The sequence below is a fragment of the Phytobacter ursingii genome (assembly GCF_001022135.1).
GTDB lineage: Bacteria > Pseudomonadota > Gammaproteobacteria > Enterobacterales > Enterobacteriaceae > Phytobacter > Phytobacter ursingii.
On record NZ_CP011600.1, the window covers coordinates 177,954 to 202,650 of the forward strand.

At 50.7% G+C, this 24,697-nt stretch carries 19 protein-coding genes and 4 pseudogenes; 13 read left to right on the forward strand and 10 right to left on the reverse strand.

The window, feature by feature from the left end; genetic code table 11:
• Window positions 1-31: 31 nt before the first annotated feature.
• Window positions 32-3,178, reverse strand: coding sequence for a Cu(+)/Ag(+) efflux RND transporter permease subunit SilA (gene silA, locus AB182_RS01740; RefSeq protein WP_009654305.1), 3,147 nt, complete (start codon window positions 3,176-3,178; stop codon window positions 32-34).
• A gap of 10 nt (window positions 3,179-3,188) precedes the next feature.
• Window positions 3,189-4,139, reverse strand: a pseudogene (silB, locus tag AB182_RS01745) (Cu(+)/Ag(+) efflux RND transporter periplasmic adaptor subunit SilB); the annotation flags it as partial.
• 67 nt (window positions 4,140-4,206) lie between these two features.
• Here silB and AB182_RS01750 point away from each other — a divergent pair.
• From AB182_RS01750 to AB182_RS01765, 7 genes and pseudogenes are all read left to right on the forward strand, one after another.
• Window positions 4,207-5,187, forward strand: coding sequence for an IS5-like element ISKpn26 family transposase (locus AB182_RS01750; RefSeq protein ID WP_000019441.1), 981 nt, complete (start codon window positions 4,207-4,209; stop codon window positions 5,185-5,187).
• A complete protein-coding gene (locus tag AB182_RS33255; RefSeq protein ID WP_327078449.1) occupies window positions 5,169-5,396 on the forward strand; it encodes a hypothetical protein in 228 nt (75 codons plus the stop codon). The genes AB182_RS01750 and AB182_RS33255 overlap by 19 nt, the downstream gene beginning before the upstream one ends.
• Window positions 5,397-5,785: 389 nt before the next feature.
• Window positions 5,786-6,220 (forward strand): hypothetical protein, encoded by a 435-nt coding sequence (locus AB182_RS32840; RefSeq protein WP_016236299.1) that lies wholly within the window; start codon window positions 5,786-5,788, stop codon window positions 6,218-6,220.
• Between the two features lie 110 nt (window positions 6,221-6,330).
• Window positions 6,331-7,458: a P-loop ATPase, Sll1717 family gene (locus tag AB182_RS32845; protein ID WP_370511968.1), complete on the forward strand. Its 1,128-nt coding sequence runs from the start codon at window positions 6,331-6,333 to the stop codon at window positions 7,456-7,458.
• 224 nt (window positions 7,459-7,682) lie between these two features.
• Window positions 7,683-7,955 (forward strand): type II toxin-antitoxin system ParD family antitoxin, encoded by a 273-nt coding sequence (locus tag AB182_RS01760; protein ID WP_155075505.1) that lies wholly within the window; start codon window positions 7,683-7,685, stop codon window positions 7,953-7,955.
• A pseudogene (locus AB182_RS32850) lies at window positions 7,942-8,272 on the forward strand (type II toxin-antitoxin system RelE/ParE family toxin). The gene AB182_RS01760 and the pseudogene AB182_RS32850 overlap by 14 nt, the downstream one beginning before the upstream one ends.
• Window positions 8,273-8,603: 331 nt before the next feature.
• Window positions 8,604-9,344 carry a tyrosine-type recombinase/integrase gene (locus AB182_RS01765; protein ID WP_001515717.1) on the forward strand — a complete coding sequence of 247 codons (741 nt, stop codon included), beginning with the start codon at window positions 8,604-8,606 and terminating at the stop codon, window positions 9,342-9,344.
• A gap of 697 nt (window positions 9,345-10,041) precedes the next feature.
• Here the strand turns inward: AB182_RS01765 and AB182_RS01770 are convergent.
• Window positions 10,042-11,052 (reverse strand): RepB family plasmid replication initiator protein, encoded by a 1,011-nt coding sequence (locus tag AB182_RS01770; RefSeq protein WP_047368870.1) that lies wholly within the window; start codon window positions 11,050-11,052, stop codon window positions 10,042-10,044.
• A gap of 750 nt (window positions 11,053-11,802) precedes the next feature.
• On the opposite strand from AB182_RS01770, the gene sopA reads away from it, so the two are divergent.
• Together sopA and AB182_RS01780 are read left to right on the forward strand one after the other, a co-directional pair.
• Entirely contained in the window at window positions 11,803-12,969 is a 1,167-nt protein-coding gene (gene sopA, locus AB182_RS01775) for a plasmid-partitioning protein SopA (RefSeq protein ID WP_000523812.1), read from the forward strand.
• Window positions 12,969-13,940: a ParB/RepB/Spo0J family plasmid partition protein gene (locus AB182_RS01780; protein ID WP_004206785.1), complete on the forward strand. Its 972-nt coding sequence runs from the start codon at window positions 12,969-12,971 to the stop codon at window positions 13,938-13,940. Before sopA ends, AB182_RS01780 begins: the two co-directional genes overlap by 1 nt.
• Before the next feature lie 1,325 nt (window positions 13,941-15,265).
• Here the strand turns inward: AB182_RS01780 and AB182_RS01790 are convergent.
• The 4 genes from AB182_RS01790 to umuD form a co-directional block, all read right to left on the reverse strand.
• Complete coding sequence (locus AB182_RS01790) at window positions 15,266-15,571, reverse strand: hypothetical protein (protein ID WP_047368871.1); 306 nt, start codon at window positions 15,569-15,571, stop codon at window positions 15,266-15,268.
• Window positions 15,572-15,624: 53 nt separating this feature from the next.
• On the reverse strand, window positions 15,625-15,876 hold the full coding sequence (locus AB182_RS01795; protein WP_047368872.1) for a type II toxin-antitoxin system Phd/YefM family antitoxin: 252 nt from the start codon (window positions 15,874-15,876) through the stop codon (window positions 15,625-15,627).
• Between the two features lie 78 nt (window positions 15,877-15,954).
• Window positions 15,955-17,226 (reverse strand): Y-family DNA polymerase, encoded by a 1,272-nt coding sequence (locus AB182_RS01800; protein WP_004206782.1) that lies wholly within the window; start codon window positions 17,224-17,226, stop codon window positions 15,955-15,957.
• The gene (umuD, locus tag AB182_RS01805) at window positions 17,226-17,651 is read right to left on the reverse strand and encodes a translesion error-prone DNA polymerase V autoproteolytic subunit (protein WP_009309980.1); all 426 of its coding nucleotides are present in this window, start codon (window positions 17,649-17,651) and stop codon (window positions 17,226-17,228) included. Before umuD ends, AB182_RS01800 begins: the two co-directional genes overlap by 1 nt.
• 402 nt (window positions 17,652-18,053) lie before the next feature.
• On the opposite strand from umuD, the pseudogene AB182_RS01815 reads away from it, so the two are divergent.
• The 4 genes and pseudogenes from AB182_RS01815 to AB182_RS01825 all read left to right on the forward strand — a co-directional run.
• Window positions 18,054-19,001, forward strand: a pseudogene (locus tag AB182_RS01815) (reverse transcriptase domain-containing protein); the annotation flags it as partial.
• A 64-nt stretch (window positions 19,002-19,065) separates the two neighbouring features.
• Window positions 19,066-19,770, forward strand: coding sequence for an IS6-like element IS26 family transposase (locus AB182_RS01820; RefSeq protein ID WP_001067858.1), 705 nt, complete (start codon window positions 19,066-19,068; stop codon window positions 19,768-19,770).
• A gap of 51 nt (window positions 19,771-19,821) precedes the next feature.
• A pseudogene (locus AB182_RS33320) lies at window positions 19,822-19,923 on the forward strand (hypothetical protein); the annotation flags it as partial.
• Window positions 19,924-19,925: 2 nt separating this feature from the next.
• On the forward strand, window positions 19,926-21,185 hold the full coding sequence (locus tag AB182_RS01825) for a glycerate kinase type-2 family protein (RefSeq protein ID WP_047368874.1): 1,260 nt from the start codon (window positions 19,926-19,928) through the stop codon (window positions 21,183-21,185).
• A gap of 646 nt (window positions 21,186-21,831) precedes the next feature.
• Here the strand turns inward: AB182_RS01825 and AB182_RS01830 are convergent.
• From AB182_RS01830 to AB182_RS33260, 3 genes are all read right to left on the reverse strand, one after another.
• The gene (locus tag AB182_RS01830) at window positions 21,832-22,836 is read right to left on the reverse strand and encodes an IS110-like element IS5075 family transposase (protein WP_000427614.1); all 1,005 of its coding nucleotides are present in this window, start codon (window positions 22,834-22,836) and stop codon (window positions 21,832-21,834) included.
• Between the two features lie 403 nt (window positions 22,837-23,239).
• The gene (locus tag AB182_RS01835) at window positions 23,240-24,250 is read right to left on the reverse strand and encodes a zinc-binding alcohol dehydrogenase family protein (RefSeq protein WP_047368875.1); all 1,011 of its coding nucleotides are present in this window, start codon (window positions 24,248-24,250) and stop codon (window positions 23,240-23,242) included.
• A 22-nt stretch (window positions 24,251-24,272) separates the two neighbouring features.
• A complete protein-coding gene (locus AB182_RS33260) occupies window positions 24,273-24,488 on the reverse strand; it encodes a hypothetical protein (RefSeq protein ID WP_032439631.1) in 216 nt (71 codons plus the stop codon).
• Between the last annotated feature and the right edge of the window lie 209 nt (window positions 24,489-24,697).

A 24,697-nucleotide genomic window follows, 5' to 3' on the forward strand; every position in this document is an offset into this window, starting at 1 on the left:
AAGGGCACCCACAGAGGATGCCCTTACAGGGTTATGACACGCTTTTTTTATGTCTGCGCAGCCAGATTAATTTGTAGGCGGCAGGAATTATGAACAGGGACAGCAGCGGAGCCGTGATCATCCCACCAATCATGGGTGCCGCGATACGGCTCATGACTTCTGAACCTGCACCGGTTCCCCAGAGTATTGGCAGCAGACCCGCAATGATCACCGCCACGGTCATGGCTTTCGGCCGGACACGCAGCACGGCACCATGATAGAGGGCTTCATCAAGACCTTCCGGTGTGAACGTCTCTTTACGGGACAATTCCGGGTGCACTTCAATGGCATGACGCAGATACATCAGCATGACCACGCCAAACTCTGCTGCCACCCCGGCCAGAGCGATAAACCCCGTTCCGGTTGCGACAGACATATGGAAGCCCTGCCAGTACAGGAACCATATCCCGCCAACCAGGGCGAACGGCAGGCTCATCAGGATCAGCAGGGCTTCATCAACCCGGCGGAATGCCAGATACAACAGGATGAAGATGATCATCACCGTCATCGGCACCATCAGCTTCAGTTTCTTGTTGGCATGCTCAAGCAGTTCAAACTGTCCGGAGAATGACACGCTGGTACCCGGTCTCAGTTTCACTTTCTGACTGATCGCCGTTTTAATGTCATTAACCACCGACACCATATCCCTGCCGCGCGCGTCAATGTAAATCCAGCTGGCTGGACGGGCATTTTCCGTTTTCAGCATAGTCGGCCCGGAAACGACCTTAATATCCGCAACATCGCCCAGCGTGATCTGCTGCTTCATCGGGGTCAGGATCGGCATCTGTTTCAGGGCCTGCGGGCTGTTCCGGTAATCCTGCGGATAGCGGATATTAATCGGGTACCGGGCCACGCCTTCAACCGTTTCCCCTACCGTCGCGCCGCCGATGGCTGATGAGATGAACAGCTGCACATCGCCCACCGTCATTCCGTAGCGGGAGGCTTTTTCCCGGTTGATATCCACATCAATGTAGCGCCCGCCTTCCAGTCGCTCTGCGAGAGCAGACACTACGCCGGGTACGGTTTTGGCGACCGCTTCGATACTCTGCGCCGTTGCATCGATATCGGACAGAACCGTTCCGGACACCTTGATACCTATCGGGCTTTTGATCCCGGTTGAGAGCATATCAATACGGTTACGGATTGGCGGCACCCAGAGGTTTGCCAGCCCCGGTAAACGGACGGTCCTGTCGAGTTCTTCAATAATCTTGTCAATCGTCATGCCTGGACGCCACTGATCCTCAGGTTTGAGCTGGATCGTGGTTTCAACCATTTCGAGCGGTGCGGAATCCGTGGCGGTCTCTGCTTTACCGGTCTTGCCAAATACAGAGGCCACTTCAGGAACGCTTTTGATTAACTTGTCCGTCGTCTGCAGGAGCGCTGCAGCTTCAGCCGGAGAGACACCCGGCAGGGTCGACGGCATATACAACAGGTCGCCCTCGTTAATCTTCGGCAGAAACTCACCGCCCACCTGGCTCAGTGGCCAGATAACGGTGAAAATGGACAAGGCCGCAACCAGCAGGGTTGTTTTTGGCCAGTGGAGAACCCGCAACAGCAATGGATGATACGCTTTGATCAGTACCCGGTTCAGGGGGTTACTGGTCTCTGCAGGAATTTTCCCCCGGATCCAGAATCCCATCAGAATCGGAATGACGATGATGGCCAGCGCGGCCGCGCCCGCCATGGAGTACGTTTTCGTGAATGCCAGCGGGCCAAACAGACGTCCTTCCTGACCTTCCAGGGTAAAGATAGGAATAAAGGACAGGGTGATGATCAGCAGGCTGATAAACAGTGCGGGTCCCACTTCAACGGAGGCATCGGTAATCACCTTCCAGCGGGTGGCGTTGTCAATCTGCTCACCCGGATGCTGATGATCCCACTCCTCAAGCCGCTTATGCGCATTCTCAATCATCACAATGGCGGCATCCACCATCGCACCGACGGCAATCGCTATCCCTCCCAGCGACATGATATTGGCGTTCAGTCCCTGGAAGTGCATGACGATAAAGGCGATACACAGACCAAGCGGCAGAGAGATAATCGCCACCAGGGCAGAACGTACGTGCCACAGGAACAGGGCACAGACGATGGCCACCACGATAAACTCTTCCAGAAGTTTGGAACTGAGGTTATCAATCGCCCGGTCGATTAACTGGCTGCGATCGTAGGTGGTCACGATTTCAACGCCTTCAGGCAGGCTGGCCTTCAGCGTCTCAAGTTTATCCCTCACTGCCGTGATAACGTCGCGCGCATTTTTACCCGATCGCAGGATCACCACGCCGCCTGCAACTTCTCCCTGGCCGTTCAGCTCGGCAATACCACGCCGCATTTCGGGCCCGGTCTGCACGCGGGCAACATCCCGCAGATAAACCGGCACGCCGTTCTCGCCTGTTTTCAGGACGATGTTATTAAAATCGTCGATGCTCTGAAGATAACCGCTGGCACGGACCATATACTCCGCTTCGGCCATTTCAACGGATGAGCCACCGGCCTCCTGGTTAGACGATTCAAGGGCCTGTTTTACTTCGGGCAGGCTGATACCGTACTGGGACAGTTTTACCGGATTGACCTGAATCTGGTACTGTTTCACCACGCCGCCAACCGAAGCGACCTCAGCCACGTTCGGGATGGTTTTCAGCTCAAATTTCAGGAACCAGTCCTGCAGAGAACGCAGTTCTGAAAGGTCGTGTTTTCCGCTGCGATCGACAAGGGCATATTCAAAAATCCAGCCCACACCCGTGGCATCCGGACCGATTTCAGAACTCACCCCGGCGGGCAGTTTTCCCTGAACCTGATTCAGATATTCCAGCACGCGGGAACGGGCCCAGTACAGATCGGTGCCGTCTTCAAAAATGACATATACATACGAATCACCGAACTGTGAAAAACCACGCACAGTTTTTGCGCCAGGTACGGAGAGCATGGTGGTGGTAAGTGGATAGGTGACCTGGTTTTCTACAATCTGCGGGGCCTGGCCGGGATAGCTGGTTTTAATAATGACCTGCACATCTGACAGGTCAGGCAAGGCATCGACCGGCGTGTTAATAATCGTCCATGTACCCCAGATGCTGAGAAACAGGGCCCCCATCATGACCAGGAAACGGTTGGCGACAGAGCGCCGGATAATCCATTCAATCATCGTCGTCTCCTCAGTGCCCTGAATGCATATTTACAGGCTGGTCAGACATTGCTGGCATACTGCTTTCTGTTTTTTCAGGATGGCGCATACGTTCCAGCGCGCCCGTAATATTGGCTTCGGAGTCAATGAGGAACAGACCACTGACCACCACGGTATCGCCTTCATTCAGGCCGGAGCCGATGCCGGACTGTTGTTGTGATTCATGCAGAACGTGGATCTGTTTCGGCACAAACTTGCCTTCATCATCAACAGTAATCACGCGCTGTTCTTTGCCGGTATCGATAACGGCCTGGCTTGGTATCAGCAGCATCTCCTGGCTCTTGGTATTGAGTTTCAGATAGGCATTCATGCCCGGCTTGAGAAACTCATCCTTATTAGAAACCTGGAGACGGACCTGAAGCGTACGGGTTGTCTGATCCACGCTGGGAAGAATGTTCCATTTTTCGACATGGAATGTTTTATCCGGATAAGCCGGTACCGAAATTTCAAACTGCGACGTATCTTTCAGCAGATAGGCGATAGATTCCGGCACTGCAGCGCTGATCCAGACCGGGTCCATCCCCTGAATCTGAGCCACCACCTTATCTTTCGAAATATTCATGCCGGTGCGCAGGTCAAATGCAGTAATGACACCATCAATAGGTGCTTTAATGGTAAAACGGGTCTGGATTGTGCGGGTTGAACGCAGTCTTTGAATATCCTCTTCCGGCATACCAGCCAGACGAAGTCGCTCCAGAACCCCTTTTATCTGGGTTGGCGTACCGCCTGTACCGGATAGCAGCAGGAACTCACTTTGTGCCTCAACCCATTCAGGAATGGTGATATCGATAAGCGGAGTGCCTTTCTTCACATGATCGCCAATCGTCAGGGGATACACTTTTTCGACGAAACCGTCAGAGCGCGCCTGCACAATGACAAACTGATACTCGTTGTAACTGACATTAGCCGGGATTGTCTGAGGGAAGGTGCGAACAAGTTCCTGATATGAGATCATCATATTCATCCGGAGCGCATCCCAGAGGGACATCATGAGCCATCAACTCACCTTCGCCGATAGTGAATTCAGCACTAAGCGCCGTCAGACCCGAAAAGAGATTTTCCTCTCCCGCATGGAGCAGATTCTGCCATGGCAGAATATGACCGCTGTCATCGAGCCGTTTTATCCCAAGGCGGGCAATGGCCGACGGCCCTATCCGCTGGAGACCATGCTGCGTATTCACTGCATGCAGCATTGGTACAACCTGAGCGACGGTGCCATGGAAGATGCCCTGTACGAAATCGCCTCCATGCGCCTGTTTGCCCGATTATCCCTGGATAGCGCCCTGCCGGATCGCACCACCATCATGAATTTCCGCCACCTGCTCGAGCAGCATCAACTGGCCCGTCAATTGTTCAAGACCATCAATCGCTGGCTGGCCGAAGCAGGCGTCATGATGACCCAAGGCACTTTGGTGGATGCCACCATCATTGAGGCACCCAGCTCTACCAAGAACAAAGAGCAGCAACGCGATCCGGAGATGCATCAGACCAAGAAAGGCAATCAGTGGCACTTTGGCATGAAGGCCCACATTGGTGTCGATGCCAAGAGTGGCCTGACCCACAGCCTAGTCACCACCGCGGCCAACGAGCATGACCTCAATCAGCTGGGTAATCTGCTTCATGGAGAGGAGCAATTTGTCTCAGCCGATGCCGGCTACCAAGGAGCGCCACAGCGCGAGGAGCTGGCCGAGGTGGATGTGGACTGGCTGATCGCCGAGCGTCCCGGCAAGGTAAAAACCTTGAAGCAGCATCCGCGCAAGAACAAAACGGCCATCAACATCGAATACATGAAAGCCAGCATCCGTGCCAAGGTGGAGCACCCGTTTCGCATCATCAAGCGGCAGTTCGGCTTCGTGAAAGCCAGATACAAGGGGCTGCTGAAAAACGATAACCAACTGGCGATGTTATTCACCCTGGCCAACCTGTTTCGGGTGGACCAAATGATACGTCAGTGGGAGAGATCTCAGTAAAAACCGGAAATAACGCCAGAAATGGTGGAAAAAATAGCCTAAATAGGCTGATTCGATGTGTTTGCGGGAAAAAAATCGGCCCAGATCCGCGAAATTTTAATCAGCGAGTCAGCTTGGGAAGAAATGACCTGCTTATTCGCACCTTCCTTAGCACAAAATGCTGCTGTCGAAGCTCTGGAACACTGGTGCGCGCATTAACCAGGCGCTGAGCGATAGGCCAAGAGTGCCAATTTTGCCCGTCAGTTTTCCCGTAACTATGCTCTTTCTAACGTAACTCTTTACACCATTTGTAAGAAGTTCAATGAAGTCGCTAAAGAAAAATGGTTTGAGCCGCTTGAAGAAGAGACGCACGTTTCTGAATACGAATAGCAGAAGCCATACTGAAGCATGAACGTTCGAGATGATATTGAGCTGAAAATATTGACGACAAAGAACAAGCGAGAAGCAGTTATCCTAATAGTTGCAACTATTAATAAAAATTGAAACACTCAATACTTTTATTCTATGATCTCCATCGCAATTTCTATCAATTTAAATACAATTATCAAAAATCAATTATAATGTAATAATAAAACCAATTAATAGCGTTGAGGAAATTATGAGCATAAACCCTATAATAATAAGGCAAAATTTTAAAATCGGCGAATTGGACGCTGAATCAGACACACTTCTCTTGGAAAACTGTTTTATTGATAGTGGTTATCTTTCTAAACTATTAAACCCATCTGATACATCATCTATAGTTATAGGAAGAACAGGCGCAGGAAAAAGTGCTTTGTTGCACATGGTGGCAAACAAAGCACATAAATATAAAAAACTTGACCCTAATGATATTTCAATAGGTTTTCTAGAGCATTCAGATATAATTTCATTTTTTGAAGAGTTAAATGTTAATCTTGATATGTTTTATAAAGTATTATGGCGACATATTTTAATTATGGAATTATTAAAAATACGCCATGACATTAAGAGTGAATCTGATACGAATAGCTTTTTCTCAAACTTGCTTAGCAGGCTAAAAAAGATGAGATAAAACGAAAAGCCCTTGAGTATTTTAGGGAGTGGGGAGATAAATTTTGGATAGATACTGACACCCATCTTAGGGAAATAACATACAAACTGGAACGTGATACTAAGGCTTCGATTGGCACAGAATACAGTGCTGTAAATCTTAGTGCTGAATATGCAAAAAAACTAACCGAAGAACAAATACATGATGTTAAGAAACGAGCAAATGAGGTTGTCAGTAGGTTACAGATTCAAAAACTTAATGAAATACTTTCATTGCTTGCTGAATATTCTTTTGATGACCCACAAAAAAACTATTACATCATTATTGATCAACTGGATGATAACTGGGCGGAAAATGATACAAGATATAAATTTATAAGAGCGCTAATTGAAGAGATTAAGGTGTTTCGTAAAATTAAAAATATCAAAATAATAGCTGCTTTACGCCTGGACCTTTTACGATCAGTATTTAATATTACAAGAGGCTCTGGTTTTCAGGAGGAAAAATATGAGTCATATATACTTGATATAAAATGGACCTCTCAACAACTAACCGAATTAGTCCAAAAACGAGTGCGAGAGGTATACAAAAGACAATATACTCGAGAAGATGTTACTATTAAAGATATATTTCCAAAAGCAAAGGGGGGGCATTTAGGCATCACCCCTATTGAATATATAATTGAAAGAACATTATTTCGACCAAGAGACGTTTTACAATACGTGAATGAGTGTTTTAATGTGGCACTTAACAGAGAAAGAATATCATGGGATTCAATTCATAAAGCGGAGGCAGTCTATTCCTTAAAGCGCCTGAGATCTCTAAAAGAAGAATGGGGGGATATATACCCTTCCTTTGAGGAAACAATTGAAATACTGAGAAATCTTCCTGATAAATTTAGTAGAACATCTATGTCAAAAAACACTATAGACGCGGTATTAAGTGAATTATCCATTCAAAATACTACTGATCCATGTGCTATTACAGCAAACAAATTTTTAGAAGGAGAATCAAGAGAACAGGATGTCATTAATGAAATAATGCTTTGTCTTTATACAGTTGGAATTGTAGGTTTCAAGATTAGTAGCCTGACACCTTACAAATGGGCATTCAGAGACAGTACACCAACAACAAAAAATGAAATCAAACGTGCCAGTCTGATGAAAATTCATAAGATGCTCCATTCAGCTCTAGATATAAGAATAATTACTGGAAATCGCTATGAACGCGATGATGAGGAAGATATTGAGTGTTCTTAATTATATTATCTTTTGGTTTATAACATTTTTTGCCAGAAACAAGGATTATTCCCACACACACTAAGAAACTTTACTTTGAAGATGGACGGATGACAGCAGGAGCCGTCCTCTTTTCTGTTACTTACATCCTGACATTCCTCCATTTATCCCAAATATTCAGTACTGGACGCACCTTTGAGTATCATTCAAACTGATTGTAAGATTTAAACTTACAATCGTGAGGCTTGTATATCGCCAGAACAATAACAGTGGATCTCGGACACGAACTCCGTGACTTCATAGAATATCTCATTGAATCAGGTGATTATCGTACGCAGAGTGAGGTGATCCGCGAGTCACTTCGTCTCCTTCGCGAGAAACAGGCAGAATCACGTCTCCAGACCCTGCGGAATTTACTGGCAGAAGGCCTGAGCAGCGGCGAGCCTGTGGTGTGGGAAAAGGACACGTTCCTGAAAAAAGTTAAAGCAGGCACAAAGCCTGCCGGTGAAAAACGTTAAACTCACACCTAAAGCCAGTCAGGATCTTGAGGATATCTGGTATTACGGCTACCACCATTTTCGGTGAGGAGAGGGCCGACAGATATATTAATCAGCTCTCCGCTTTTTTTTTGTTTTGGAGTGCTCATAATATCGGTACTCCCCGTCCTGAACTGGGGGAATACATATTGGCACTACCCGTTGAATGACATATGCTTTATTTTCTGCAGACTGATACTGAAATTATTATTATCCGTATATTAAGTCAGCATCAGGATGCCGGCCGTCATCTCAACTGGGCAGTAGTCGGCAACCACATTGCGCTGCGTGAAAACTGACAGGGTTACAGGGGTGTACCAGGTCAGAATTCACGTAGCGCATCCTCCCCTTCCCTGCTCCCTTCCTTTTTTTGTTCGATCCTGTTTGTCCTGGCATTACCCCAATTCTCCCAAAAACCGTAAAACAGCCATCAACCCGCGTCATTACTGGCTTCATGGAGGATCTGAGCAGAAAAAGGATCCTTTACGTATTTGGTTTTACCCGCAATAATGCGGGATAAGACAACAAAAGGATCCGCGCGCTGCGATTTATTGTCATGGCAGGATCGGCCCGTCAGGTGCAAAATACCTGTATCCATAAACAGTGCGTGCGCTACGTGAAAAATAACTCATGAACAGCATCATTCCCTTGCAGAATTCACCAGAACGCGTCTCCCTGCTGCCGATCGCCCCGGGCGTTGATTTTGCGACCGCGGTGGCACTCCGGCGGATGGCCACCTCAACAGGTGCCACGCCGGCTTACCTCCTGGCGCCGGAAGTGAGCGCCCTCCTCTGGTATATGCCTGACCAGCGTCACCACATGTTGTTCGCCACCATGTGGAATACCGGGATCCGTATCGGTGAAGCCCGGACGCTCACCCCGGAATCGTTCGACCTGGATGGTCTGCGCCCTTTTGTTCGGGTGCTGTCGGAAAAAGTGCGGGCACGTCGTGGCCGGCCGCCAAAAGATGAAGTGCGTCTGGTACCGCTGACGGATGCCAGTTTTGTGCGTCAGATGGAAAGCTGGATGGTCACCACCCGCCCCCGCCGGCGTGAGCCGTTATGGCCGGTCACGGATGAGACAATGCGCAACTGGCTGAAACAGGCGGTGAAGCGGGCTGAAGCTGACGGCGTGCATTTTTCGATCCCCGTGACGCCGCATACTTTCCGTCACAGCTATATTATGCACATGCTTTATCACCGGCAGCCCAGGAAGGTCATCCAGGCACTGGCCGGGCATAAGGATCCGCGCTCGATGGAAGTCTATACCCGGGTATTTGCGCTGGACATGGCTGCCACCCTGGCCGTTCCCTTTACCGGTGATGGGCGAGATGCCGCGGAGATCCTTCGCTCCCTGCCCCCGGCCGGCTGAGATTGACGGCCCTGGCATGACGTCCTGTATTCCGCTAATACGAAATACAGGAGCAGAGCGCATTCAGTGCCCCTCCCTGCTCCAGCACACCAGGACATCATTCGGATGACTGAACAGCCGTGGTCTTGCACGGTGACCTGCAAGCCTGCAGGCATCGACATACCGCAGACAAGACAGGACACAGGCCGTACATCCCACAGTGTATTGTTTCCTGAAAGCTCAGTGAATCATCCCGTTAATTGCGAAAGTCATTCACCCCTGTGGCTCACTCCCTTCTGCCATCGGTCTCCTGTTCGCATTTAGCAGTGTGAAGCTGGCGCCGGGTTATACAGACAGCTGCAGTCTCATCCTGCCGGGCTAAACCTGCAATACACAGGGGAACGGATACCGTCAGGTAACATGACCGTCTCAGCATCCGATTGAGATTTTCGTAAGGGGTATAGAGCTTTACTGAAAAATTGACTGTGGCATGTTAACACGTGTGGAGCAGTGCACAGACCTGGGAATATCGCCGTTAAACCCGCATACCGTAGTCAATATCTGCGTATCACGGCCTGAAATCACATATGACAGTCAATATTGTTCGATCATGGCAGACATGATGGAGAACACATATTGACTGCGGTATGCGTGATGCATATCACAGTCAATGGAATGTCCTTAGCGGCATCCGGCAGTCATGTTATGCATATCGCAGTCAATTTTCTGGCTTCATCGCTGAGAGAGCTTCGGCCAGTTTAAGGGGATCGATGCCAGCAGCCTTCAGCGCCTTAATGACTTCGTCATAATTTTGCTCTGGCGCCTTCTCTTCTTCCTCTTTGCGCGGAACCTTCACAGGACCACTGATGAGTTTGGGGTTGCGATAATGCACGCTGAAATAGGTGGCTCGGCCACGTTTAAACTCAGTGTAATCCAGATAACCAATATCCCGCAGCTGCTCCATCGCCTTACGCACCGTGTGGTTCTGCGTATAGACATTTGAGGTGAGATTCAGCCGGTCACGCATCCGTTTCATGGAAATAGGTGCAGGATTCTGGGGAAGACTTTCGATGTAGGTATAAAGCGCCTGGGCTGATTCCTTGCGCTGCAGGGCGTCAATGGCTTTCAGCCGCAGCAGTACCCTTCTGTCCATGTGGTAAAGCTCAAACAGCTTAGGTTCAGCCTTGATATCAACGATATCCTCGTTGATATCATAATAGGCTGACTGCACCAGATGGGTGGTCCATCCTTTGGTCTCGCTCTGGAACTTCAGCGTAACCGAGGCGAGTTTAAACAGGGAATTACTGATGCGATCGCGCATTTTTTTGTTTGAACGACGGGAGTCAAATCCGCACATCTTAACGAATTCGACGAACGACAGTTCCAGGGTGTCACTTTTTACCCCATACTCCGACATGGAGCGAATTATCCCCAGCCAGACTTTAAAATCCGTGTCCATATCAAGACGCGAACCGGTGATCTTAACGTCAGTGTATCCTTCGCTTTTGGCAATGGACAGCTGTACAAGCTCCTCAGTCGCGTCTGTAACGTTTTTCCGGTTCGCCTTGCTCTTCCCTGTTGATTTCAGAGTTGGGACGAAGAGACCGAGTCTCATGAGCGCTACTGGCTGCACGGTACTGGTGCTGTTGACATCCAGCTTAACAACTTCACCGGTTGTCTTATCAACCTCCTGAAGGTTCAGAAGTAAGCTGTTATTTTCGCTCGTCATCTTGATCCTCAACGGTTATCCACAAAAGGATGTAGTAATACGTATCGCAGTCAACGGATATACATACCTCAGTAAATACCGTTGCATATCACAGTATTAGATTATGCATATAACAGTCAACATTTTACATTCCACAGTCGATCCAGACAGACGTTAAAGCCAGTTACAGCGCATGCTGGAGCGATCCGGGGATCTCTTTTGGATCTCATTATGATCTCCTTGGGATCAATTATTGGATCGAGACCATGAATAACCCAGATACAAGCCCGGAAGCGCCACACCAGATATCCAGAACCCTGGCCTTATTTTCCTGAATACGCTCTGGAAGATTGAGATCTACAGGTACAACAATGAAACATTGACTGCGGTATGCTGAGTCGTCTTTCCTCTTCCTCGACACAGATGCGGTAAGCATCATACCATAGTCAATATATTACATACCGCAGTCAATTTCATTATTACTGGCTGATCCCGAGCCATCTTTAGCAACCCGACGTACGTGCAATCTGTGAATTCTGTGATTTTCCGCTTCCTCGCCGCTTTCTCACTGTGTGAGATCGCTTACTGCGGCGAGCGGCAGTGATTAATATTGCCTGCGGTATGTACTCTTTTGTAATCCCCTGCGTTCTTTCATTACCCAATGTGGTTCACTTTGCACTTTTTCGTGTACTTTGCGATTTTATTGTTGCTTTGCAATGAATTCCAAGATTTAATAAAATAATGCAAAGTGATGATTAAAGGATGTTCAGTATGGGACTCATGGATACACTCAACCAGTGCATAAGTGCTGGTCATGAAATGACGAAAGCAATCGCCATTGCACAGTTTAATGATGACAGTCCGGAAGCCCGGAAAATAACCCGGCGCTGGAGGATTGGTGAAGCGGCAGATTTAGTTGGCGTGTCATCTCAGGCTATCAGGGATGCCGAGAAAGCTGGCCGGCTGCCGCACCCTGATATGGAAACCCGTGGGAGAGTTGAGCAACGCGTTGGTTATACCATCGAACAAATCAATCACATGCGGGATGTATTTGGTACACGACTGCGCCGTGCTGAAGATGCGTTTCCGCCGGTGATTGGCGTTGCAGCTCACAAAGGTGGTGTTTACAAAACCTCAGTATCCGTTCACCTGGCTCAGGATCTTGCTCTGAAAGGACTCCGTGTTCTGCTTGTTGAAGGCAATGACCCACAGGGAACTGCTTCTATGTATCACGGATGGGTGCCCGATCTTCATATTCATGCTGAGGACACTCTCCTGCCCTTTTATCTTGGGGAAAAGGATGACGCCAGCTACGCTATAAAGCCCACCTGCTGGCCTGGCCTTGATATCATCCCGTCCTGTCTGGCACTGCACCGCATTGAAACCGAGCTGATGGGGAAATTTGACGAAGGCAAATTACCTGCTGACCCGCACCTGATGCTCCGTCTGGCCATTGAAACTGTCGCTCATGATTATGACGTGATAGTTATCGACAGCGCACCCAACCTTGGTATCGGTACGATAAATGTTGTATGCGCTGCTGATGTTCTGATTGTCCCTACTCCGGCAGAGCTGTTCGACTACACCTCCGCACTGCAGTTTTTCGATATGCTTCGTGACCTGCTTAAGAACGTGGATCTTAAAGGCTTCGAGCCAGATGTCCGTATTCTGCTTACCAAATACAGTAATAATAATGGCTCGCAGTCCCCGTGGATGGAAGAACAAATTCGGGATGCCTGGGGAAGCATGGTCCTTAAAAATGTTGTGCGCGAAACGGATGAAGTCGGCAAAGGTCAGATCCGTATGAGAACCGTTTTTGAACAGGCTATTGATCAACGTTCTTCAACCGGTGCCTGGCGTAATGCCCTCTCTATCTGGGAGCCTGTTTGCAATGAGATTTTTGATCGTCTGATTAAACCACGCTGGGAGATTAGATAATGAAGCGTGCTCCTGTCATTCCAAGACATACCACACATACTCAATCGACTGAAGATACTTCATCACCGGCGCCGGCCGCGCCGATGGTGGATTCATTAATTGCGCGCGTGGGTGCTATGGCCCGCGGTAATGCAATCTCTCTTCCGGTAAGTGGACGGGAAGTAAAATTTACCCTTGAGGTGCTCCGGGGAGACTCTGTTGAGAGCGCTTCACGCGTATGGTCAGGCAATGAGCGCGATCAGGAACTACTTACCGAAGATGCTCTGGATGATCTCATTCCTTCATTTTTACTGACCGGTCAGCAGACTCCAGCTTTCGGCCGCCGGGTTTCTGATGTCATAGAAATTGCAGACGGCAGCCGTCGCCGTAAAGCCGCAATCCTGACGGAAAGTGATTATCGCGTTCTGGTTGGTGAACTGGACGATGAGCAGATGGCTGCATTGTCCCGACTGGGTAACGATTATCGGCCGACGAGTGCTTATGAACGTGGCCTGCGTTATACAAGCCGGCTGCAGAATGAGTTTGCAGGAAATATTTCTGCGCTTGCCGATGCGGAAAACATTTCACGTAAGATCATTACCCGCTGTATTAATACGGCCAAACTGCCTAAATCCGTTGTTGCCCTGTTTGCACATCCTGGAGAACTGTCTGCCCGGTCAGGTGAAGCCCTTCAGAAGGCTTTTGCAGATAAAGAAGAATTACTGAAGCAGCAGGCTGAGACTCTCCACGATCAGAAGAAAGCGGGACTAATCTTTGAAGCTGAAGAGGTCATTAGTCTTTTAACATCCGTACTGAAACAATCTCCCGCATCAAGAGTTAATCTGAGCTCACGTCATCAGTTTGCTCCAGGGGCAACAGCATTGTATAAGGGCGATAAAATGGTGCTTAACCTGGATAAGTCCCGCATTCCTGCGGAGTGTATAGAGAAAATAGAAGCCATTCTTAAGGAGCTTGAGAAACCAGGAGTCTGATGCGGACACGCATTAGTCTACGGTGATCTCCCTTTACTTCATTTCCTTTCTCACAGGCCAGAAAACATAACTGGCCTGAATATTCTCTCTGGGACCACGGTCCCACCTGCGTCATCTGTCAGCTTATCTGCCTTGGACCACGGTCCCACCTGCATCGCCGGTCAGGTTATCTCCCTGGGACCACGGTCCCACCTGCATCGTCGGTCAGCTTATCTGCCTGGGACCACGGTCCCACCTGCATCGCCGGTCAGGTAATCTGTCTGGGACCACGGTCCCACCTGCGTCATCGGTCAGGTTATCTGACTGGGACCACGGTCCCACCTGCGTCGTCGGTCAGGTTATCTGCCTGGGACCACGGTCCCACCTGCGTCATCGGTCAGCTTATCTGTCTGGGACCACGGTCCCACCTGCGTCATCGGTCAGCTTATCTGTCTGGGACCACGGTCCCACCTGCATCGTCTGTCAGGTTATCTGCCTGGGACCACGGTCTCACCTGCGTCATCGGTCAGGTTATCTGTCTGGGACCACGGTCCCACCTGCGTCGTCGGTCAGGTTATCTGACTGGGACCACGGTCCCACCTGCGTCATCGGTCAGGTTATCTGTCTGGGACCACGGTCCCACCTGCGTCATCGGTCAGGTAATCTGCCTGGGACCACGGTCCCACCTGCGTCATCGGTCAGCTTATCTGCCTGGGACCACGGTCCCACCTGCATCGTCTGTCAGCTTATCTGCCTGGGACCACGGTCCCACCTGCGTCGTCGGTCAGGTAATCTGCCTGGGACCACGGTCCCACCTGCATCGTCGGTCAGGTAATCTGCCTGGGAGCACGGTCCCACCTGCATCGTCGGCACATTATTAGTTTGGGACAACGGTTAAGCAATGCCTGTCACGAACAGGTATTGGCTTGTCGCCAGCAACCTGTTGAGCGGAGTAATCACGCAGCAGGGCGGCTATTACAGGTGATGGTGAAAGCTCTGTTGGGATCTGAACGAAGCATGTTGAGTGAAATTTGCAAAATTTCGCGGGGTGTGCGGCTTAATTTTAAATTTCCGCCAGCATTTTTAAAACCAGCTGCCGCCGCTGCGCGTTGGCCGGTCCTTCGTCCGGCCGGTAACCAGTCCCGGCCGTTCTTACGACCCTGGATGAACATGGTCCCGTCATCAGCGTCTCCAGTGTGATGTCGTTTGTCACGCCGTCCGAGGGGATATCAGGGACACAACATATGGTAGAAAAAGCAGCTGTCTGAGACACAATATATTGATTATCCACAGTAACGGGGGATAACCGTGTGGGTAACATATTGAAAGTCCAACACGTTATCTGATTAACTGACTTTGTAAACGCCGCTGAACCATGAAAAAAATCCGGGGGAATCATCACAGCGCATAAACATACCGTTATGTTTTTGGGTGACGGCAAGGAGGCCCCTGTTATCACCACATACCTTGTCAAAGGTTTCCATTCCTATCCTTATCAGGCTCTTTTCGTTATTTTCGGGAGAGATCCGGAGATGTTTTGTCAGCCAGACAGGATAGGTATCAGCGTTACGCCAGTACTGCAATTCAATCACTGAAGCCATTCCCCAGACAGTGAAGAATAAGAAAACCACACCTGCGATTTTGCTACCCATATTGTTCCTTAACATTGATTTAATACATTCCTTGCTCCTCGCACCGGAGCACATCACAGATACTGATTGAGATCCACTCCACGCAGCGGCTGGTTTTGACGTTCTGTGATCAATTGCACCAGGTCTTTTTCGTCCAGCGCATCGAGCATTTGTTCATACAGAGCCGCGGGCACACAATAAAAAACAGGGCGGTTGCGGTCAATAATCGCGACCGGGTAGCCGCCGCCGGCACTGGCGGTGGCCACCGGATCGTTTTTAAGTTCGCTGACGCTGGCAGTCACATCACACAGAATGATGTTTGTCATGGTTCCCCCCTGAGACAAGTCATCTGTATGATCGGTAAAGTAAGCTCTGGCGGCAAGTCCCTTCTGTCATTTCAACGGTCAGAAACGGGCAACCGGCAGCTCCTTCCAGCGGGTGGTATATGCCGGTGACAGCATCTCCCGTTTCATCTGCCAGTCCGGCGCAATACCCCGTCCGGCAAACCAGACTTTCCCGAGTCCGGAATGATTAATACCGTCGAGCACCTTCATCAGCGCATCGCTGTGCGGCCGTGGCTGCACGTCATCGAACAGATTCAGCTGTGCAACGCCGTTCGGGCTGAAATCATTGAGCATTATCCCCGCTTTTGCGTAGCGGTGGCCATCGAGCCAGATCCTGTCCAGAGACCTGACCGCTGCCGCTATAATGTCCCGGGTGTCACGGGTAGGGGTGTTCAGTTTCTCAGTGGCCACGTTACCGTAGTACGGTTCATTAACCGCAAAAGGGGAGGTTTTGATGAAGATGCTGATATGCCGGCAGTACTGCCGCTCACCTCGCAACTTTTCTGCTGCGCGCTCGGCGTACTGGCAGACGGCCTGGCGCATTTCTTCATAGGTGGTGATCCGCTGCCCGAAGCTGCGACTGCAGACAATCTGCTGTTTCGGCGGCGGCGCTTCCTCCAGTGAAATGCAACTCTCGCCGTTCAGCTCACGTACCGTGCGCTCCAGCACTACGTTGAAGTTTTTGCGGATAAACGCGGGGTTCGTCAGCGACAGCTGCAGGGCGGTGGTGATCCCCATAACGTGCAGCTTTTTCGCTATCCGGTTCCCCACGCCCCATATTTCTTCCACCGGCTGCAGGCTGAGTAATTTTGCCGTCCTGCGTGGATTATCGGGCGACAGCGCCAGCACCCCCCTGAATTGTGGCCATTCCTTTGACGCCCACTGCGCCGATTTGGCCAGTGTTTTTGTGGCGCCGCAGCCGACACCGATCGTCAGTCCGGTTCCACTGAGAACGTGCCCACGCAACTGCCTGCCAAAATCCTCCAGATCCATACATTGGCCAATTCCCCGGGCATCCAGGAAACATTCGTCTATCGAGTATTGTTCGACGCGGGGAGACAGCTCCTCCAGCAGGGCGACCACGCGGTTACTCAGGCTAGCGTAGAGCTCGTAATTGCTGGAAAAAACGTACAGTTTTTCAGGAAACTGCGCCTCTTTGAGCTGGAACCAGGGGGTTCCCATCTTTATACCCAGCCGTTTGGCTTCAGCACTCCGGGCAATAACGCAGCCATCGTTGTTACTGAGAACGACGACCGGTTTTCCGCGCAAATCCGGCCTGAAAACCCTCTCGCAACTGGCGTAGAAGGAGTTGACGTCGGCCAGGGCGAACATCAGTCTGTCCCCCGGGTTTTATGAATGAAGGCCGTCACCACACCGAAAATTTGCAGCGTTTCCGGATCCGGGTACAGGGAAGGGAAGTCCGGGTTCATCGCCTGCAAGGCCGGCCGTGGCGTCAGAAGCAGGCGTTTTACCGTAAATTCACCCTCAATTTCCGCGATAACAATATCCCCGTGCCGCGGCTGTTCTGCTTTATCCACGACCATCAGATCGCCGGAATAGAGGCCAATATCAGTCATTGAGTTGCCAATCGCCCTGACAAAATAGGTGGAGTGGCGCCGGTGAATGCAGTACTCATTCAGATCCAGTTCAGACTCAGTGTAGTCCGCAGCCGGTGACGGAAAACCCGCAGGGCATCGCTCTGTGAACAAAGGAATTTTTACTATGCTGGCTTCTGATACTGCAGGAATGAACTTCATCGTATTTTCCCCTCGCTTGAAACTGTATATATATACAGTGTGCGCCGGGAGACCGGTAAAGATCAAGGGGTGAAAGTCCCCGACCATTGAAGGACCAGCAATCCACAGGGTCCCTGAGTCATGCGTTGTATACCGTGAGGTATGGGGCGAAGCGTTGACAGGGGTGTTGACAGGCCAGCCATTGAGCCACGAAATGTATATTAAATTCCCGGGTGCCGACGTTGTACTGTTTACGGAAGGCAACATCATAGGGTGCGTTACTGCGAGTGCCATATGGACCCGGCGGGGTCTGAGACCCTGGCATGTCAATACGATCTTTACGCGGGAACCGGGAGATCTCCCCTCTGACCATCTGCCAGTGCCGGAGATGGCCCGCACCGGGAAGGCGAGGAGCCGAAGCCGGTGATGTACGGAGAGGAGAAGTCGGACTTGCTCATAGTAGCTGCGAAGCTGGCGAACAATCCGCAAGGAGCGGAGTCAGTGGAGCGAAGGAGCGGGGCCAAGGGAAACGCGGAACAGCCACACATGCGCCGGACGCAGAGCCGGGAAAGTATGTCACAGAGGCTGTCACGCGTGCGGGAAGCTGCGAAGCAGCGGAAGAAAGAACGGTTTACCGCATTGTTCCACCTCCTGACAGCAGAGGCACTGGAGAACGCATTCCTCTCCCTGAGCAGGAAAGCGGCTGCCGGAGTTGATGGTGTCAGGTGGAAGGACTACGCCGAAAACCTGAAGGTCAACATAGCAGATCTGCACCGGAGGCTTCATCAGGGCAGTTACAGGGCTCAGCCCGGCAGGCGGCACTACATCCCGAAAGCGGATGGAAAACAGCGCCCGCTCGGCATCGCCTCACTGGAGGACAAAATCGTCCAGTATGCGCTGGTTAAGATCCTGAATGCAGTCTACGAAAATGACTTTATGGGGTTTTCATACGGGTTCAGACCCGGGCGAAGCCAGCACAATGCGCTGGACGCACTGGCCACAGGGCTGGTTCGGACCAATGTAAACTGGGTACTGGATGCCGATATCAGTCAGTTCTTCGACAAGGTAAGCCATGAATGGCTAATCAGGTTCATAGAACACAGAATCGGCGACCAGAGGGTAATCAGGCTCATACGAAAGTGGCTCACAGCCGGGACCTCAGAGGAAGGAGAATGGCGGGCATCGGAGGAAGGCACCCCACAGGGTGCGGTTATCTCGCCGCTGCTGGCAAACATCTACCTCCACTATGTCTTCGATCTGTGGGCGCATCAGTGGCGACGCCGCCATGCCACAGGCAATGTGGTCATGGTCAGATACGCAGATGACATAGTCATCGGGTTCGACAAGCGAATCGACGCTCAATGCTTTCGTAGGCACTGTTGCAAATAGTCGGTGGTGATAAACTTATCATCCCCTTTTGCTGATGGAGCTGCACATGAACCCATTCAAAGGCCGGCATTTTCAGCGTGACATCATTCTGTGGGCCGTACGCTGGTACTGCAAATACGGCATCAGTTACCGTGAGCTGCAGGAGATGCTGGCTGAACGCGGAGTGAATGTCGATCACTCCACGATTTACCGCTGGGTTCAGCGTTATGCGCCTGAAATGGAAAAACGGCTGCGCTGGTACTGGCGTAACCCTTCCGATCTTTGCCCGTGGCACATGGATGAAACCTACGTGAAGGTCAATGGCCGCTGGGCGTATCTGTACCGGGCCGTCGACAGCCGGGGCCGCACTGTCGATTTTTATCTCTCCTCCCGTCGTAACAGCAAAGCTGCATACCGGTTTCTGGGTAAAATCCTCAACAACGTGAAGAAGTGGCAGATCCCACGATTCATCAACACGGATAAAGCGCCCGCCTATGGTCGCGCGCTTGCTCTGCTCAAACGCGAAGGCCGGTGCCCGTCTGACGTTGAACACCGACAGATTAAGTACCGGAACAACGTGATTGAATGCGATCATGGCAAACTGAAACGGATAATCAACGCCACGCTGGGATTTAAATCCATGAAGACGGCTTACGCCACCATCAAAGGTATTGAGGTGATGCGTGCACTACGCAAAGGCCAGGCCTCAGCATTTTATTATGGTGATCCCCTGGGCGAAATGCGCCTGGTAAGCAGAGTTTTTGAAATGTAAGGCCTTTGAATAAGACAAAAGGCTGCCTCATCGCTAACTTTGCAACAGTGCCTTCTGACGCCGGACATCGGCGGTACGGCAAAAACCGCGGATGTGACCAACGCCGTGGTTGAATTTATCACCTCGAAGGCAACCGTAGCTGAGACGGCATAACGATGAGAAATGAACAGGCCGCAGAGATTCTGCAAAATATCTTTCAGCGTGCTGTTGACAGTGCCCGTCCCGGGCCTGTCATACCCCCGGCACTACCTGAAAAACCGAAAGGTCGTTGTGTAGTGATTGGCGCGGGTAAAGCCTCTGCCGCGATGGCCGCAGCGGTAGACGCGGCCTGGCCGGATGTGGATGTCAGCGGTGTCGTGGTAACTCGCTATGGTCACGCCGTCCCTGCCGGTCGTATTCGTATTCTGGAAGCGGCTCATCCGGTGTCCGATGCCATGAGCGAAATCGCCGCGATGTTGATCGTGGAGTCGTTGCGTGGACTGACCCCGGATGATCTGGTGCTGGCGTTGATTTCCGGTGGTGGTTCGGCGCTGATGGCACTTCCTGCACCGGGGCTGACCCTGGCCGATAAGCAGGCGATTACCCGCGCGTTGTTGCACAGCGGGGCCAATATCAGGGAGATGAATCTGGTGCGCCGCCATCTGTCAGCGGTTAAAGGGGGCAAACTGGCGCTGCTGGCACAACCGGCACGGCTGGTTTCTCTGATTATCAGCGATGTTCCGGGCGACAACCCAACCGACGTGGCGTCAGGTCCAACGGTTGCCGATAACAGTACTCCGGGGGATGCGCTGAAAGTGCTGGAACGCTATGGCATTCCCGTCGCAGAGCCGGTGCGTTATGTGCTGACTCATCCTCAGCAAGGACAACCGCAGCCTGGAGATGCTGAAACTAAACTGATTGCTACCCCGGCATTAGCCCTTGCCGCCGCAGCAGCAGCCGTGCGGCAACATGGCTTAACGCCGTTGATCCTCGGTGATGCTATCGAAGGTGAGAGCCGCCAGGTTGCTGTCGTGATGGCGGGGATTGCCCGATCGGTGAAACAGTATGGTCATCCCGTTAAAGGGCCAGCGGTGTTGCTGTCAGGAGGGGAAACCACCGTCACGGTGACCAATGGCCGCGCAGGTAAAGGCGGGCGTAATACTGAATTTCTGCTCAGTCTGGCCTGTGCCTTACAGGGAGAAGCCGGTATCTGGGCGATTGCCGGAGACACTGACGGTATCGATGGTACGGAAGATGCAGCCGGTGCCATGATCTCACCGGACACACTGACACTCGGGAAACTGAATGGTCTGAATGCCGCCATGTATTTGGATGAACATGACAGCTACAGTTATTTCCACTCCATTGGCGACCTGGTGATAACCGGTCCCACCCTCACCAACGTGAATGATATTCGCGCCATATTAATTGCCTGATTGCCTGACTCTACCCCACAGTTTTCCCGGACATCCGGGAAAACTGTTATTTCTGTAATCACCTTCGTGATTTATTAAATATTTTGAGATCAAAAAAGGCTTTGGTGAATAAATCGAACTTTTTTTGAGTTGAAGGAGCAGAGCACGCATCTGATCCACCGAAACACCATTTTTCAGTAGGTTTCGATTAGTCACTTAAACCTGCCGTCAGAAGAGTCAACTTTAAAGTCCTAAGGAAATAAGCTCCTTGAATTAGGAGGATGTCTAACAGAGGACACTCCCCCTGAAGGTCACCAGGGGGCCAGGCCGTGATGTAAAAACCATTACTAATTGTCCTTTCCTGAAACCCCCTGTCGGACCATCAGTGTAGGGGGCCGCTTGGAAAACGGAATCTATGGTCACTCCCGTTTTTGCAACACCGATTTTGACGACAAGTTGGCTTGCTTGAATCTATCCGGCGTCTGAATGGGATTTTATTCCCGCGCCTCGATGAGTTCCGCGCCTGATGAACCTCCAGAAAATATACGGCTTCAATGAGCCTTTCCGTTTTACAGGTTCCTCAACAGGCCGGTGGGCCGTTAGTATCATCAATATCAGTATTCGCAAAACCAGATGAATGATTGTTTAAACTGGTGTATTTCTGCCTTTATGCTTCGTAAGTTTGCTGTCGCGCCGTCAGTGCCCAGGCTATTCTGGCCAGCTTGTTTGCCAGAGCACAGGTGACGACAAAGTTGCTTTTCCGACACAACAACTCCCTGACCCAGTCGGCCAACTTGCCAGACTGGTGTTCCAGTTTTTGTATGAATACCCTGGCACACTGAACCAACAAAGTTCGGATCTTTTTGTTGCCCCGCTTGCTAATCCCTAACAATGTCGTCCGACCTCCCGTGCTGTACTGTCGGGGTACCAGCCCTGTTGCCGCCGCAAAGTCACGGCTGCTGGCGTACTGCTTCCCGTCGCCAATCTCAGTTGAAATAGTACTGGCAGTCAGCGTTCCAACGCAGGGAATACTCAGCAAGCGCTGTCCAACCTCATCTTCGTCCAACTTTCGTTTCAACTGAGATTCCAGATCTTTAATCTGCTCAACAAGATAGTGATAATGCTGTTGTAATTTCAGCAGTAACTGGCTGAGATAAAGAGGCAAACTACTGTCCTCAAGAAGGGTACTCAGTCGACTAATAACGGCAGCACCTCGCGGAACGCTGATACCAAATTCCAGCAGAAAAGCATGCATCTGATTAGTTGTTTTCACCTTATCCTGAACCAGGGATTCACGGACACGATGCAGAGCTCGCATTGCCTGCTGAGATTCGGTTCTGGGCTGCACGAAACGCATAGATGGACGTGATGCTGCTTCACAGATAGCTTCAGCATCAACGAAGTCATTTTTGTTGCTTTTAACGAATGGGCGGACAAATTGCGGTGATATCAGCTTTGGAAAATGCCCTAACTCTGCCAGCTTGCGTGCCATAAAGTGAGAACCGCCACAGGCTTCCATCGCGATGGTTGTTGCCGGGCATGTCGCCAGAAATTCGATTAGCTTTGGTCGGGTGAATTTTTTACGGTAAACGGCCTTCCCACGATGATCCTGACAATGAATATGGAAAGAGTTCTTACCCAGATCGATACCAATAAGCGCAATGTTTTCCATGATGGTTCTCCGAATGAAAGCCTGTCCTCAGCATAGTACTGGGAAGGAGGGAGTGACCATCTCATTAAATATCCTACGTTAAGCCTGTTTTTTGAGCTGGCATGACGGGCAGCTATGAGCGAAGTATAGTCATTCGCCCTATCTCTTTTGTCGCACTTTCAACAAGGGGGTCGCTTGGAAAGCGGAACGAGGTCAGTCTCCGCCCGGACTGCTCAGCTCTTTAAACAGCAAAAGAGAGGCATCTTATGAGAAGGGATTGTTCAGTATGTCAGGGCAGACTGCTTTTTCATCCGCAGGTACTGAGGGTAAATGCTCAATTCCGGTACGATTCTTACTCTATAGCCAGACAGAATTCAGCATTGTGCTGAACCCGAATCTTTTTTTACTCTGACAGGCCTGTTCATCAGAACCCTGAAAAAACAATTTTCCCGTTCACATTTTTATTTTCCATGTCCTCATGAGCCCGGCGAAGTGCTTTAGCATTCAGCCTGCCATACTCTGCCAGCAACGGAGGTTTGAGCTTACCGGAATCCAGCATGCATGAGAGTTTGTTAAGAATATCATGCTGTTTAGACATGTCCGCAGTAGCATGCATGGGGCGGGTAAACATTGCCTCCCAGTGAACAGAAACGCTCTTAAATTTGATCAAACGCAGATCCAGTGGTTCAGGGTCGTCGATGAGTCCGATACGGCCTTGTGGGGCAATAATTTCGGCCATATTTTCCCAGGCAGATGGCGTGGTGTACGTTGAGAAAATCCGGGTAACGGGAGGAAGCCCAGCAATACTGGCAACCTGTGGCGCAAGCGCACATGAATGATCCAGGACATAATGCGCACCAAACCCGCGAACCGCTCTGACACTCTCCTGCCGGGAGGCAGTCCCGATGATGTTCACCCGACTCAGAGTGCGGGCAAGCTGTATAGCCATACAAGGGACTCCGCCCGCACCGCCAAGCATCAACAGGGTCTGATCAGCATCTCCGTTCACTGACAACTGCAGACGATCAAATAACATTTCCCAGGCTGTCAGACCGGTCAGAGGAACCGACGCTGCAGCTTCAAAACTTAGTGCTGCCGGCTTTATCCCCGTAATGCGTTCGTCAACCAGCTGAAACTCTGCGTTGGCTCCCTGGCGATCGAGCACACCGGCATAGAAAACGTGGTCACCTGGCCTGAACAGCGTCACATCTGGTCCGGTTGCTTCAACAACACCGGAAGCGTCGTATCCCATAACTACCGGATTGCCTGCAGAGGGACTGATGTTTCGCCGGCTTTTCAGGTCCCGTGGGTTAACCGCGACCGCCCTGACTCTGATCAAAAGATCACGCCCCTTGGGCATGGATGGGTGGGGAAGCGACAAATCTTCAATAACGGATGTACTTTCCCCGGGTTGCCAGAAACCAACGGCTTTCATTCTGTCTCCTTAAAAAGGTCAGTCACCAGATAAATAAATGTAAAAGTGTGCGGAACGCGATACCCGCCAGTGCCCCCGGCAGTGCAAATCGAAAAATACGCGGAAAGCGGGCGCTGATGCCCATGAATATACCAATGCCCGGCAAATCAAAACTGTTGATGAGAAATCCGGCTGACCGGTTAATTTCGTTAACGGTCAGGTTACCGCTATGGATAAGGTCAGTCGGTAATGCTGTCAACCTGTTGATGACTATTTTAATCTGTAGTCATTCAATCCTTGTAACATCAGGATGATCCTGGTGTCAGTGAAAATACGAAATCAACACGTTGGTATCATTACCCACCAGTGAACTGACGTCGGCATTTTGAATCTCACTTCGGCGTGCCCCCTCCGAATGGCGCAAAACATTTCGTGGTATGGCATGATAGCACCCGAAGAGAGTCAATT

Excerpts from the sequence above, each read along its gene's own strand:
- silA (WP_009654305.1), bottom strand. The coding sequence starts at position 3,178 with ATGATTGAATGGATTATCCGGCGCTCTGTCGCCAACCGTTTCCTGGTC.
- AB182_RS01750 (WP_000019441.1), top strand. The coding sequence starts at position 4,207 with ATGAGCCATCAACTCACCTTCGCCGATAGTGAATTCAGCACTAAGCGC.
- AB182_RS32840 (WP_016236299.1), top strand. The coding sequence starts at position 5,786 with ATGAGCATAAACCCTATAATAATAAGGCAAAATTTTAAAATCGGCGAA.
- AB182_RS01765 (WP_001515717.1), top strand. The coding sequence starts at position 8,604 with ATGAACAGCATCATTCCCTTGCAGAATTCACCAGAACGCGTCTCCCTG.
- AB182_RS01770 (WP_047368870.1), bottom strand. The coding sequence starts at position 11,052 with ATGACGAGCGAAAATAACAGCTTACTTCTGAACCTTCAGGAGGTTGAT.
- sopA (WP_000523812.1), top strand. The coding sequence starts at position 11,803 with ATGGGACTCATGGATACACTCAACCAGTGCATAAGTGCTGGTCATGAA.
- AB182_RS01780 (WP_004206785.1), top strand. The coding sequence starts at position 12,969 with ATGAAGCGTGCTCCTGTCATTCCAAGACATACCACACATACTCAATCG.
- AB182_RS01790 (WP_047368871.1), bottom strand. The coding sequence starts at position 15,571 with ATGGGTAGCAAAATCGCAGGTGTGGTTTTCTTATTCTTCACTGTCTGG.
- AB182_RS01795 (WP_047368872.1), bottom strand. The coding sequence starts at position 15,876 with ATGACAAACATCATTCTGTGTGATGTGACTGCCAGCGTCAGCGAACTT.
- AB182_RS01800 (WP_004206782.1), bottom strand. The coding sequence starts at position 17,226 with ATGTTCGCCCTGGCCGACGTCAACTCCTTCTACGCCAGTTGCGAGAGG.
- umuD (WP_009309980.1), bottom strand. The coding sequence starts at position 17,651 with ATGAAGTTCATTCCTGCAGTATCAGAAGCCAGCATAGTAAAAATTCCT.
- AB182_RS01820 (WP_001067858.1), top strand. The coding sequence starts at position 19,066 with ATGAACCCATTCAAAGGCCGGCATTTTCAGCGTGACATCATTCTGTGG.
- AB182_RS01825 (WP_047368874.1), top strand. The coding sequence starts at position 19,926 with ATGAGAAATGAACAGGCCGCAGAGATTCTGCAAAATATCTTTCAGCGT.
- AB182_RS01830 (WP_000427614.1), bottom strand. The coding sequence starts at position 22,836 with ATGGAAAACATTGCGCTTATTGGTATCGATCTGGGTAAGAACTCTTTC.
- AB182_RS01835 (WP_047368875.1), bottom strand. The coding sequence starts at position 24,250 with ATGAAAGCCGTTGGTTTCTGGCAACCCGGGGAAAGTACATCCGTTATT.